General features: G+C 41.9%; 10 protein-coding genes. 4 read left to right on the top strand and 6 right to left on the bottom strand.

Translation table 11 applies throughout. The features are described 5' to 3' along the window. Nucleotides 1-179: 179 nt before the first annotated feature. From ACMXYV_RS11255 to hrpA, 5 genes are all read right to left on the bottom strand, one after another. Nucleotides 180-668 carry an STAS domain-containing protein gene (locus ACMXYV_RS11255; RefSeq protein WP_415888588.1) on the bottom strand — a complete coding sequence of 163 codons (489 nt, stop codon included), beginning with the start codon at nt 666-668 and terminating at the stop codon, nt 180-182. A 2-nt stretch (nt 669-670) separates the two neighbouring features. After that, entirely contained in the window at nt 671-1,840 is a 1,170-nt protein-coding gene (locus ACMXYV_RS11260) for a PP2C family protein-serine/threonine phosphatase (protein WP_415888589.1), read from the bottom strand. A gap of 163 nt (nt 1,841-2,003) precedes the next feature. Next, nucleotides 2,004-2,705, bottom strand: coding sequence for a VacJ family lipoprotein (locus ACMXYV_RS11265; protein ID WP_415888590.1), 702 nt, complete (start codon nt 2,703-2,705; stop codon nt 2,004-2,006). A 173-nt stretch (nt 2,706-2,878) separates the two neighbouring features. After that, nucleotides 2,879-3,871: a porin gene (locus ACMXYV_RS11270; RefSeq protein WP_415888591.1), complete on the bottom strand. Its 993-nt coding sequence runs from the start codon at nt 3,869-3,871 to the stop codon at nt 2,879-2,881. Between the two features lie 372 nt (nt 3,872-4,243). Beyond that, nucleotides 4,244-8,170 (bottom strand): ATP-dependent RNA helicase HrpA, encoded by a 3,927-nt coding sequence (gene hrpA, locus ACMXYV_RS11275; RefSeq protein ID WP_415888592.1) that lies wholly within the window; start codon nt 8,168-8,170, stop codon nt 4,244-4,246. A gap of 201 nt (nt 8,171-8,371) precedes the next feature. Between hrpA and ACMXYV_RS11280 the strand changes: the two genes are divergently transcribed. The 4 genes from ACMXYV_RS11280 (at nt 8,372) to hpaR (ending at nt 12,264) form a co-directional block, all read left to right on the top strand. Next, entirely contained in the window at nt 8,372-9,610 is a 1,239-nt protein-coding gene (locus ACMXYV_RS11280) for a hypothetical protein (protein ID WP_415888593.1), read from the top strand. 10 nt (nt 9,611-9,620) lie between these two features. Then, nucleotides 9,621-10,037: a hypothetical protein gene (locus ACMXYV_RS11285; protein WP_415888594.1), complete on the top strand. Its 417-nt coding sequence runs from the start codon at nt 9,621-9,623 to the stop codon at nt 10,035-10,037. Further along, nucleotides 10,027-11,637 (top strand): diguanylate cyclase domain-containing protein, encoded by a 1,611-nt coding sequence (locus tag ACMXYV_RS11290; RefSeq protein ID WP_415888595.1) that lies wholly within the window; start codon nt 10,027-10,029, stop codon nt 11,635-11,637. Before ACMXYV_RS11285 ends, ACMXYV_RS11290 begins: the two co-directional genes overlap by 11 nt. A gap of 204 nt (nt 11,638-11,841) precedes the next feature. After that, nucleotides 11,842-12,264, top strand: a complete 423-nt coding sequence (gene hpaR / locus ACMXYV_RS11295) for a homoprotocatechuate degradation operon regulator HpaR (protein WP_415888596.1) — start codon at nt 11,842-11,844, stop codon at nt 12,262-12,264. Nucleotide 12,265: 1 nt separating this feature from the next. Here hpaR and ACMXYV_RS11300 read toward each other — a convergent pair whose 3' ends face one another. Beyond that, nucleotides 12,266-12,976 (bottom strand): pseudouridine synthase, encoded by a 711-nt coding sequence (locus ACMXYV_RS11300; RefSeq protein WP_415888597.1) that lies wholly within the window; start codon nt 12,974-12,976, stop codon nt 12,266-12,268. Nucleotides 12,977-12,979: the final 3 nt, after the last annotated feature.

Below are 12,979 nucleotides of genomic sequence, written 5' to 3' on the forward strand. Positions count from 1 at the left end.
CTTGACAAAAACCATCCAAAATAAATTTTAACGCACTGAAAAATAAAGACTTTTATCCCTGTATTATTTTCGCGCAATTTGCTGAATAGCTAAGTTTGACGGGGCCTATAGCTACTTAACCATAAACAACTAACAAAGTTATCCACAGAAGCTGTTTATAACTTACTTAGTAAAGTAGCTTAATCTTTAACTGATTCGAGCGTATTGACGAGATCTTGGAAAGCCTCTCTATTTGCTTCGTTCAGATCCATAAGAATACGGTGCGCAGCAATGATTCTCTCCTGCATTTCGGCAACAGATTCCTGTACGAGCGGCAGCTCTTTAAGATCTTCAACACAAGGCGGGAGCTCTTCTAACAGAACAAAAATATGATCAAACCCCATGGTGTACAGGATTCTTGTTATATCTGAGTTAGTTGAGACTAGAGCAGGCTTATCCAATCCAGCATATTCAGCCTTGATCGCTAATTTCGCAATCAACCCCAAAGAAGTACTATCTATCCCTTCCGCTTGAGTCAGATCGATCAAAACCTCTGTAACTGTTGGGTCAGCTAAAGACTGTTCTAAATGGCAATCTAAAGTCGCACATAAGGTCAGTCGAACATCTCCGACGAACTTAAGGACAAACCGCCCCTCAACCAAGGCTGAATATATTAATCCTTCTTGCATGATTACTGCCTGCAAATCGTCATAATTGCGATATCATCCGGAGCTGCATCAATAGTACTAGGAAGTAAAGCATCTCGAATACTGTTCGGCCCCCCACCTTTAGTACCAGAAACTGCATCAATAAGGCGCTGTTCTTTTGCCTCCATATTGGGCTCTTCCAACACTTCAAATATACCATCAGAGAATAAGGTGATTTCAAATTCCGCATGCAGTTGAAGCTTACGCTCGTCATATAGAGGCTCATGAAAAAGCCCCACAGGCATGCCTCTTCCATCAAGGAATCGACAACCATCTTGATCATGTAATATTGGCATAGGATGATGCCCACCTACAGCGTAGCTTAAACTAGCCTCAGCCTCATTGTACAAACCTATAAACATACTCAAGTGCTTACCCAATCCTGTATCAAGCAATTCGATATTAATTCGATGGAGTACATCCTTTGGCGATAAAATATCAAAGCTCGATTGTCGCCGATAGTTTCTCAGCAGTCGGTTTGTCATATTCTTCAGAAGAACAGTTACAAGCGCAGAAGAAGCCCCGTGACCAGAGACATCGGCTAAGTAAAACAAGGTTAATTTATCATCGACCTTAACAGCATCAATAAAATCACCGCTCAGATATAAAGATGGGATTAACAGGTAACGAGCACGAACCGCCCCCAACTGCACATCAGTTGCTGGCAACATATTTTTTTGTATCTGATGAGCCGCCTGCTGATCCGTTTTAAGCTCAGCTAAGCTTTTCTCTAACTCTTCTCGGTAATGCAGGTTTTGCTCGATCAAATCAGCCTGATTAAGCAAGGCTCTAATTGCTAGCGAGAAAGCCGAACCTTGCTCGACTACTTCAGACTGCAAGAATACATTGCTAGCTCCCTTCCTCAGCGCGATCATCACCTGATCCCCTTCACTATCAGGCAATAATGCAAGGATTGGTTTCGGGGCTTGTGACGTCGCTAAATGCTGAAGATCAACCAACTTTAAACGCTCACTCACACCAACAATCACTAAAGAGAAACTGTGCTCTTCTAATAATTCTAATGCGTAATCACTACTAAAAGCTGTAGAAATTTTTACAGGCGGGAGATCTAGCTGATCGCAGGCGTCAACGATCGAATCAATTGCTTCTGCAACATGATCAACTAATAGAATGGTTTGATATGCTTGCCTCATATTTCAGGCCTTGCAGCTTGGGCTAGAATCCATGAGAAACCACGTTAAATCCAGATGACTTAACTTGCAATAGATTTTTAGTAACAGGTATCACGACTAATAAAAAAAGCCCCAATTACATCGAAGATAATTGAGGCTTTCATCTATACATTAAACTTCTATTTTAGAAGTTGTTATCGTCGTAGTTTTCGGTATCACCATCGGCAATATCGAAAGCTCTTTTTTGCAGATAAGCATCTCGTATGAAAATGTATTTATCACCAGAGATAAGCTTTTCACTTTCTAACAGCTGCGCACGCGTATCAATTACACGGGTAACATAAAGTGCATTACGTGCACCAGTATCATCCAAGTGATACACAGGATCCACTAGAGCATCTGGAAATTTACCTACGCCATCACGAACAGTCATTGGACCGAAGAAAGGAACTACAAGGTAAGGGCCACTATTCACACCCCAATAACCTAGCGTTTGACCAAAATCTTCATCATGTTTTTCAATGCCCATAGGTGTCGCAACATCAATCAAACCTGCTAGACCAAACGTAGAGTTAAACGCTACTCGAGCAAAGTCTTGGGTGGCATTATCAAATTTTCCTTGAAGCAGGCTATTAAAAAAAGTACCTACATCTGCAAGGTTTTCAAAAAAGTTATTTACACCAGTTTCAGCCACGTCAGGCATAACTGCCTTGTAACCTTTTGTTACTGGTTTTAGGGCATAAGTGTCTAGGCCATCATTGAAACTAAACATAGCCCGGTTAAAACCTTCCCAAGGGTCTACATTGACCTCTTCCGCCATAACAGGCTGCGTCAATGCCAAAGAAACAGCACCTGCCGCTAACAAACTGCGAAATTTGGTTTTCATTCAGGATCCTTTCACTTTACCCAATAAATAAGTGGGTATTCTAGCTGAGAAATCCTCAGAAGAAAAATAGGAAAAAGGCTTAATTATGAGATGCTTAGTTTAATTTGCTTCATAAACGAAAAAAGGCTTCCCGAAGGAAGCCTTTTTCTATATTTCCGTAAGGAAATGTCGACTTAGAAGTCTACGCGGTAACCTAGTACTGCGCGGTCTTCGTTAGTGTCGTCAGAATCGTTGTCGATGTACTCAGCGAATACACGACCTTTACCTAGCTTCTGTTGAACACCTAGGCCCCACTGCTCTAGATCAGTATTACCTACTTTATCTTCGTAATCAGCGTAACGACCGTATACAGAAGTAGCACCCATAGTGTAACGAGCAGCTAGTTCCCAAACACGCTCATCAGAGTTTTCTGTAGAACCAGTTTCAGTTTCTTTGTCTTCGTACTTAGCCATCAGCTCTAGAGCATCTAGCTGATACTTACCTGCAAGACCCCAAACATCAGTCTGCATTTCAGCACCTGGAGTGTTTGCAGTTTCGATAGTACCGTAAGAAGCAGAAACTGTTACGCCATTAGCAGAGTAAGTACCTGCAATGTTGATCGCATCAGCAGTTTCGTCAACAGAATTGTTGTTATCATCGTTATCTGTAGCCATTACAACGCCACCGATAACCTGGAAACCATTCATTTTAGGAGAGTAGTAAGCAATAGTGCTTTCTGTACGCTTCATGAAATGACCAGTTTTACCCAGTGCAGAGTTACCTAGGTTGAAACGCTCACCGTAACCGCCGTCACCTGGGTTAAAGATGTTAGTTGGACCGCTGATTAGTAGGTAGTGCGGGTGGTATTGCTTACCAATTAATGCCTTACCCCAATCGCCTTGAGCACCAATGTACTGTAGACGAGTGCTTAGAGCACGGCTCTGGTCAACACCCTGTGCATTGTTAGCTTGAGCTTCCCAGTGGAAGATACCTTTAGTGCCGTCAAGACCTAGGTCAACATCACCTTTGATACCAACACGAGAAGACTGATCGTCAACACCAGTGTCGCCGTTGTCTACTTTTTGTAGACCAATACGGAAAGAACCGTATAGCGTAGCGTCAGCCTGTGCGATCATTGGTGCAGTCATAGCACCGGCAACAGCCAGAGCAATCAGTGACTTTTTCATCAACATTTCCCCTTCAATAATATTCAACATACTAGTAGTGAATTTTTTAATTTTTCTAGCATAACGCATTTAACACGCTATTACGCTATGAAAATACTATAAAAAAAATATATTTCAAACAGGTGAAACACATTTTTCTTCTAAAACTTGTCTCGGCAGAACTACAAAAAACTTTAACTTCTGCCCTATCTCTCTCCTGCTTTAGTACCTATGACAGGGAATTAACTCCATTTAACAAGGCCTTAGCAGGTTCTTAGAAATAAATTTCGGGCATTACAACATACCAAAAAGGCTTCTGCAACCTTTGTTGGAGCATTTATTTAACTGTTAACACCCAACAAAAGTATTACTCCCTAAATTTATTGATCTACATCAACTGACCACTTTGGCCCACTGTTGTTTGAGGCGTTTTTCAGAAACCGTCGTCGCGGTACCCAACTGTTGGGCAAAAAGTGAGACGCGAAGCTCTTCTATCATCCAGCGATAGTTTACCAATTCCTGATCATAAACACCTTGAGAGCAATGTTTTTCATATCTCTTCTGGTATTGAGTAAAACATTGTTGTAATTGATCACTTTGCAGGCATTCTTGCCTTAGATTACGTCTAAACTTCTCAAGCCGAATTTCAATTCCCTTTAAATATCTTGGATACTGTTTCAACACGTGAACTGATTCACGCTTAATAAAACCTTTGTACATCAATTGAGCTAGCTGCTGCTTAACATCGTTTAAAACCGGAACCTCATTTAACTGCACTTTCCCTTTGAGTTGTTTCTGGATGCGGTTATAGGTTTGACAAAGCTCGAGAACATTCCCTAACAGCTTCTCCCCGGTTGGTATAATTTCGCTTTTGCACTTTAAGACAGCTTGCTCAAATTCTTTTTGATCTCTTATAACACCATGCTCGGGCAATAGAATCGAAGCACAGGTTTGCCAAATAATCTCTTGTTCTAATTGCGTAGGTGTATATAAACCACCGCTTAGTAGTACACTTTGAGTTATCTGATCCTTCTTCAACACCTTTTTAAGATTACGAACCTGCTCTTTCATCGAAAGAAGAGCTAAACGCGTGATCCCTGATCGACTAATTTGGACAGCTTCATCTTTATGAGATTTTAAGCATAGGGTTACAAATTCACCGGCATCTTCCAATGCAGGGTAAGCCTCTACCTCAACACCAGCATATTTGTTAATTCTGCAGCTTTCTTCTAGGGACCCAAAGTCCCACCCAGTTAAGCCTTCGCGTCCCCATTCAATATCAGATTTTTCAGTAAGCCTTTCATTTATTTGCGACGCGAATTGATCATTCAAAACGTCCCAGCATCTAGATTCACCAAGCAGTCTTCCTTTTTCATCTACTAGCCGAATATTCATGGATAGATGATCAAGAAGCGAACTCTGCCTTAGATCAGATTCTCGTATTCTAATCCCGGTCATACGAAGCAACTGATGAGCAAAGACCTCGTATAAATTCCCTACCCCGAATTCAACTGCGTTTATAAATGCTTCGACATAGTTTGGCACTGGCACAAAGTGCTTACGCTGTTGTTTCGGTAAGCCTTTCAATATTGCAGAACACTTTTCCTCAAGCATCCCTGGCACAAGCCATTCCATCTGTTGTAATGGGATCGTATTCAACAATGGTAATGGAACCTGAAGTGTCACACCGTCATCTTTAGCGCCTGGCGAGAAGTTATAGAATAACTTTAACTTTGCTGCATCCCATCTAAAAAAGTCCGGATAAGCGACTACGGAAACATGATCAGCAGACCGTTGCAGAATATCCTCTTCTTGCATATGCAATGCATCAGGTGTTTCAAGCTCAATTGTCTTGCGCCACTTTTCAAAAGCGGCCCCATTAACAATATACTCAGCCTTAAGTGACTGCAGACGAAGTCGGTAGAACTCATAAAGCTGCTCTTCATCGACAAGTAAATCCTTTCTACGAGATTTAGCTTCTAACTTTTCAATCCCCTGTAACAAAGCGCGATTTTTCTTGATAAAAGTTGCTTGGGAATTGAGTTCTCCTTCTACCAACGCCTGCCTGATAAAGATTTCATGAGCGACGAGAGGGTCAATTTTCCCATAACTAACTTTACGCTTAGGCACGATAATCAAGCCGTACAGCGTGATCTGCTCTATCGCAACGACCTCTGCCCGTTTTTTCTCCCAATGAGGCTCACTGTAATTTTTCTTAATTAAATTCGGCGCTAATTTTTCTGCCCATGTAGGGTCTATCCTTGCTATACAACGTGCATATAACTGACTGGTCTCGACTAATTCGGCAGCAATAATCCATTTCGGAGCTTTCTTATATACAACGGAACCCGGGAATAATAGAAAACGTCGGTTACGCGCCCCAAGATATTCTTTTTTCTCCTGCTTAAAGCCCATATGGCTTAACAAGCCAGCCAAAAGGGAACGATGAATAGCTTCGTATGAGGCTTCTTGCTCCCTTTCAACAAACTTATCATCTTGTTGTTTAAGCTCTTTACAGATTAGATGCAATTGACGGTGAGTATCACGCCATTCACGCATGCGCATATACGATAGAAACTGTTTTGCACAATACTTCCGCAATTGATTTTGACTTAATTCTTGCCTTTGCTCTTCATAGTGATCCCATAAATTCACAAAGGATAAAAAGTCTGATTCTTCGTGCGCATACTGTCGATGCTTTTCATCGCTGGCTTGACGTTTCTCTTGAGGTCTTTCGCGAGGATCTTGAATGCATAAAGCACTCACGATGATGAGGACTTCACGCAAGCACTTGTTTCTCGCAGCCTCGATAACCATCCGCCCTAAACGTGGATCGATAGGTAATTTTGATAACTGCCAACCTACACGTGTGATATTACGTTTAGCATCTACCGCACCAAGCTCTTGCAGCAGTTTAAAACCATCATTGATATAACGATTATCTGGCGCATCAACAAAAGGAAATTCAGATATATCTCCGAGCTTAAGAGATAACATCTGAAGGATAACTGCAGCCAGATTAGTTCTGCGGATTTCAGCATCTGTAAACTCGGGCCGTGCATTAAAATCTTCTTCGGAATATAAACGTATACAAGTACCTTCAGAGATACGTCCACAACGACCCGCTCGCTGATTAGCACTCGCTTGAGATACAGCTTCAATTGGAAGCCTTTGAACCTTAGAGCGGTAACTATATCGACTAATCCTAGCCAAGCCGGTATCAACCACATACTTGATACCGGGCACTGTTAGGGAAGTTTCTGCAACGTTGGTAGATAATATTAATCGAGTTGCTGCTGTCTTACCTGAGCGTTGAAACACCCTATTTTGTTCAGCTAAAGAAAGTCGCGCATATAATGGAAGCACTTCAGTATGCTTTAATTCAGCTCGTCTAAGAACTTCAGCCGTTTCACGTATTTCTCGCTCACCGGGCAGAAAGATTAATACATCACCCTGCGGCCCCTTGCCTTGCTTGCGCTCATTATCTAGTAGCTCTTCAACTGCAGCCATAACACCTTGTTGAAGGTCTAAGGCTTTTTCATCTTCAGCTTCAAACTCATGAAGCGGACGATATAAAACCTCTACGGGGTAAGTTCGCCCCGACACCTCGATGATAGGTGCATCATTAAAATGCTTAGAGAAACGCTCTAGATCAATCGTGGCAGAGGTAATTATTACCTTAAGATCGGGACGTTTCGGAAGAATACGTTTTATATAGCCAAGTAGGAAATCGATATTCAAGCTGCGCTCATGCGCCTCATCGATAATTAGTACTTCATACTGCTCAAGGAAACGATCATGACGCGTTTCACCTAGCAGAATACCGTCAGTCATTAACTTGACCTGAGTATTTTCACCCACCTGATCATGGAAACGAACTTGGTAGCCGACTCTTTCACCCAAGGAAGTTTGTAGCTCCTCAGCTATACGGCTAGCTACAGTTCGTGCAGCCAAACGGCGGGGCTGAGTATGACCAATCAAACCTTTACAACCCAATCCGAGATCTAAACAAATCTTGGGCAGCTGTGTAGTTTTACCTGATCCAGTTTCCCCCGCTAAAACAACCACCTGATTCTCTACGATCGCTTTACTGATCTCTTCGCGGCGGCTGCTGATAGGAAGATCGGGGTAAGAGATATCCGTATTTAACTGCTTTCGACTCTCAACCCATTCACACGAAGCCACAAGATCATCGACCAATTTAGCAGCTCTTTCCTGGTCATCATTTTTAAGTCGTTCAATACGGCTCTTCAAACGAAAACGATCCGAAAGTCGACAGCCTTCCAATAAAGACCTGAGCTGTTTTTTACTCTGATTCAAGTGCTTCGCCTTACCCTATATTCTTGATGGCGCAATTCTATAACAGATCAAACGCTGGAGCATCAACATCAACTTTTATTGCTCTAGCTCAGAATTCAGCTAACTTATTAATATTACTGCAACTAATTACGCAGAAAGCCCTAATGTAGATATTCATAATATTTCAATAAATTGGGCTCGATGTTGTGGCAAGGTAACCCGATGAATATGAAACAGATTTATTTGATTTTCTCCTCACTTTTTTTTCTGTTTCAACCCACTTCGCTCTACGCGGAAAAAACCACGGTCCGTGGTTTTTCAACCATAGGGCTGGTTAAAAGCAATTCAGGAGACGATTTAAACTTTAGACGCAACCTTGCTCGTACTGCCGAAGATTCTGATTCTTGGTCATTTGAATCAGACACAACCTTAGGACTGCAAGTCGATCACACCTTCAACGACCAATGGAGCGCTTCAGCCCAAATGGTTTATAAAAATAGGATTGATCAAAGTTTAGAAAATAGTATTGAGTGGGCCTACCTACGCTATCACCCAAGTCCTGACAACCCCTTTAGCTACCGAGTGGGTAGACTCGGGGTGGATGTCTTTATGCTCTCGGAATATAGAAATGTAGGTTACGCCTATCTTTGGGCCCGCCCGCCGATTGAGTTCTATAGCCCTCTAGCCTTTGATTATATTGATGGGGCAGATATTACCTACTCAACCCTATTGGAAGATTCCTTTTTTCAAGCTCGTTTAACCTTAGGTACAACCCAAAACGATTTTATTAATGAAGATGTTACTCTTGAGGTTTCACCTGCAATAGCAACCAGCTTACTTTGGGAAAGTGATTATTGGAAATTTAGATTGGGCTACGCTCATATAGAACTTAGTGATCCTGTGGATTTTTATAACCCTTTAATTCAAGCACTAGATGGCAGCACTCCTTTCTGGCCCGAAGCAGCGACCGTAGCAGATGATCTAAATTTAGAAGGTAAAAAATTTGATTACTATACCCTAGGCCTAACTTACGATAATAACCAATGGGTAATCCAAACCGAGATTAACCAAGTCAAAACCGAAGACTCTTTGTTCACTTCATTCCGCAGTGGTTATTTAAGTGTAGGCAGAAGAATTGGTGAGTACACTGTATATGGGCTAGGTGCTATCACTGAAAATTCAGACGATATAAATCAAGTTGCTGCAACGCCTAATTTCGCACCTCAAAGTTTAGTCGATTTAAGAAATGTAGTGCAGGATATCTACAATCAGAACGGAGTAGATCAAAAATCTCTCGGTTTAGGTGTGCGCTGGGACGCATTCCACAACACTGCTATAAAGGTTCAATGGGATAGAACCTGGATTAAGCCTTATGGTGCTGGCTTATGGGGCAAGGATTCATCAAATACTACTGATGAAACCATAGATACCTTCTCAATCAACGTGAACTTTTTGTTCTGAGGTGGAGACGATGAAGTATCTAATGGTCCTCCTCTCCTCGTTAATAATAACCCTTAACGCATCAGCTGAAATGATTGTGATTTCTCACCCTGAAAGTGAAGTAGATAGATTGAGTAAAAAACAAGTGATTGACCTATACATGGGACGCGTACAGCATTTCCCTAATGGGGGAAAAGCATCAACGCTTGATATGCCTACAGATTCGGATCACAGGGCTAAGTTTTATAAAGGCCTGACAGGCAAAACACTCCCCCAAATCAATGCATACTGGGCTAGACTTATATTCGCAGGTCGAGCGACACCGCCTCAGCCAGTAGAATCATCACAGGAAGTTATAGCAACAATAATGAAAGACACTACTGCCATAGGGTATATCGACAAATCAGAGCTAGTGGATTCGGTTAAGGTCATAGCGCATGTTGAGTAATTCACTCAATACAAAGCTCTCTATAAGAACAGGCATATCCATTGCTTTTTTTGCCTGCATATTTCTATTGATCTCTGCGGTAGTGCTTTTCCAACTCTCTTACAAAGAAGAACTCGATGAAATCCACAAAAGCTTGCAACAACTCGTCAAAACAGTCGAGCAAAGCGCCAAAGTTGCTGTTTATCTTGAAAATGAAGAGCTTGGAACAGAAATAACCAATGGCCTTATCATCAATGACAACGTTTCTGGCGTTATTTTACATAGCGATGTAGGCATGCTGCTAACAGCTGGCGATATTACCATAGGCCCTGATGCACGATTGGTAATTTTGAAACTAAGCGACCCTTTTACCCCCCAACTTCCGATAGGCAAATTGACTTTAATTCCAAATCAAGGGCTTATTGAATCAACAGCCCAAAATCGTGCGCTGTCACATATCATCATATTTGGCGTTAACTCCATCTTCGTAGTTTTACTCGTGATTATGCTGGTCAATAGGCTTTTGGCAGCCCCTCTCAAAAAGATTGCTCAACAGCTCCACGTCATAAAACCTGGAACTAGCCAACGAGTCGTTACACCAACTGGGCACGATCAAGATGAAATAGGGTTACTGGTAAACGACAGTAACAACCTGCTACAAGAGATGCAGGAAACTATCCAGCAAAAAAATCAGTTATTCGATGAGGTCCAGAAACTAGAGCAAAAATTCCGTCTCTTGTTTGATAATGCCCGAGTAGGCATAGCTCTGGTCAATATGGATGGCCAATTGCTGATGCATAACCCTGCCTTTGCTAGCATAGTCGGTGAGACAGCTTGCCAGTATTTCTCAGAAAACCAAACACGAAAGCTGATTGAATTGTTTGAAGAAAGGCAACATTTAGCACAAGCCATTCAGAAATCACTAACGTCTATAAACCCCGTCTCTATAGACTTAAGCCTCAAAATCGAAGGAGAAACTGATCGCCACTTGCACTGCATACTCTCACAAGTGCTAGATGAAAGCGGTGAAGTGCTATTAGAGCTTGTAATCTATGACATATCAGAACGTGTACACCGAGAACTTAAAGCCCGATACGAATCAGAAGTTGATACGCTAACAGGTTTATTGAATCGTCGGGGCTGCAAACGCCTGATTAAAGAATCTTTGATGGAACAACCTAATAGTCATCACGCAGTTATGCTGATCGACCTCGATCATTTTAAACCTATAAATGACAATTATGGTCACGATGCAGGCGACCATGTACTCAAAGAAGTTTCCAACCGATTTAGCTCAGCTTTACGCAAATCAGACTTACTCTCACGCTGGGGTGGCGATGAATTTTTAATATTTTTAGCCGGTGAAGCTGACTGTTTAGAAGAGGAATCTTCCGTCGTAGCGCAAAAAATATTAAAACTACTCGAAAAAGAGATTGAAGTTAGTTTAGGCAAGACCGTTCGAGTCGGTGCCAGCATAGGCATTGCATTAGCGCCTAGCCATGGCCATGAACTAAGCGCGCTTATAAAAGCGGCTGATATCACGATGTATCAGATCAAAAAGCAGGGTAAAAATAACTATCTAATCTACGAGGAAACCATGGAAATGGGGAATACGGGATAAATACCCGTAGAATTCAGGTAAACCAACAAATAGAAAATGAATACGTTAAATACCCCTTAAGTCTGAATAATTTATAAATTAATGCCCCAATATGTAACACAGACCACAAAAACCTTATACATTAGGAGGAAATATTCGGTTAAGACTTGCACATTAGTTCCCGAATCCCGACAATGCGCACAATATTTTTGAAAGATCATTCACATGCGCACATTAGAAGATTCTCTGCCACTACAATTGCTGAAAGCTCGTGAAGCTACGCTGTCATTTGTTAGACCCTTATTACAAGAGAACTCCCTGACTGAACAGCAATGGCGGGTCTTACAAACGATCAAATCCCACCAAGAACTGGAATCAAAGGCTCTTGCTGAGTTTTGTTGTATTTTAAGTCCTAGCTTAACCGGCATTCTCAAACGCTTAGAGCAACAGGGCTACATCCAGCGCAGAAAATCAGAAGAAGACAAGCGTCGTATTTTGATTAGCCTTACAAGCAAATCAGTTGATCTACTTGAGCACCTGACACCAGCTATAGAAGAACGTTATCAAGCATTCTCTGAACGTTATGATCATGAAAAACTAAAACAGCTGATGACTTTACTAGAAGAAATTGAAGCGATAGAGCCTTAAATTAAGACTGAGTAAAAAGAGCAACTTCATCCTCTCGTAACTCCCTACTCTCCCCCGGCGATAAGGATCTATCTAGATACAAATCGCCAATAGATAGCCTTTCCAAAGCGACAACGGGATTTCTAAACCGCCCAAACATTCGCTTGATCTGATGATAACGACCTTCTTGCAGCGTCACTAAGGCAGTATTGGTATCTATGATCTCAAGATCTGCTGGTTTCGTAGTTATACCTTCAAAAGGGAAATACATCCCCGCCGCAAAAGCAGGTATGTACTCTATAGATAAAGGCTTAGCAAGTTCTACTCTGTAACGCTTTGACACTTTCGTGTCCGGAGAAGCAATCTGACTAGACCATTCTCCATCATTGGTTAACAGCAATAAACCCGAGGAATTGAGATCTAAACGTCCGGCAATATGAACATCATCATAACCGCCTGCTAGCAGATCAATAACTGTAGGATGGATTGAATCTTTAGTCGCGCTGACATAACCAACTGGCTTATTTAACATCAGGTACACTGGACGTTTATCCTGAAGAATTTTCCCATCACACTCAATTCTAGAAAATCTATCGACCACCTGATTGACAGCCGATGCCGGCAATCCATCCACCAATACCTTTTGTTGAGCGATGAGTATTCTCACATCTCTACGGTTATAGGGCGTATTGGCAGCGAGAAAACGATCGAGACGAGACTTGTTTACAGACATGAA

It is taken from the genome of Neptuniibacter sp. SY11_33, assembly GCF_047778025.1.
In the GTDB taxonomy this organism is placed as follows: domain Bacteria; phylum Pseudomonadota; class Gammaproteobacteria; order Pseudomonadales; family Balneatricaceae; genus Neptuniibacter.

Coding starts and splice junctions, on each gene's coding strand:
- ACMXYV_RS11265 (WP_415888590.1), bottom strand. CDS start 2,705: ATGAAAACCAAATTTCGCAGTTTGTTAGCGGCAGGTGCTGTTTCTTTG.
- hpaR (WP_415888596.1), top strand. CDS start 11,842: ATGCGCACATTAGAAGATTCTCTGCCACTACAATTGCTGAAAGCTCGT.
- ACMXYV_RS11290 (WP_415888595.1), top strand. CDS start 10,027: ATGTTGAGTAATTCACTCAATACAAAGCTCTCTATAAGAACAGGCATA.
- ACMXYV_RS11260 (WP_415888589.1), bottom strand. CDS start 1,840: ATGAGGCAAGCATATCAAACCATTCTATTAGTTGATCATGTTGCAGAA.
- ACMXYV_RS11285 (WP_415888594.1), top strand. CDS start 9,621: ATGAAGTATCTAATGGTCCTCCTCTCCTCGTTAATAATAACCCTTAAC.
- ACMXYV_RS11255 (WP_415888588.1), bottom strand. CDS start 668: ATGCAAGAAGGATTAATATATTCAGCCTTGGTTGAGGGGCGGTTTGTC.
- ACMXYV_RS11280 (WP_415888593.1), top strand. CDS start 8,372: ATGAATATGAAACAGATTTATTTGATTTTCTCCTCACTTTTTTTTCTG.
- ACMXYV_RS11300 (WP_415888597.1), bottom strand. CDS start 12,976: ATGTCTGTAAACAAGTCTCGTCTCGATCGTTTTCTCGCTGCCAATACG.
- ACMXYV_RS11270 (WP_415888591.1), bottom strand. CDS start 3,871: ATGAAAAAGTCACTGATTGCTCTGGCTGTTGCCGGTGCTATGACTGCA.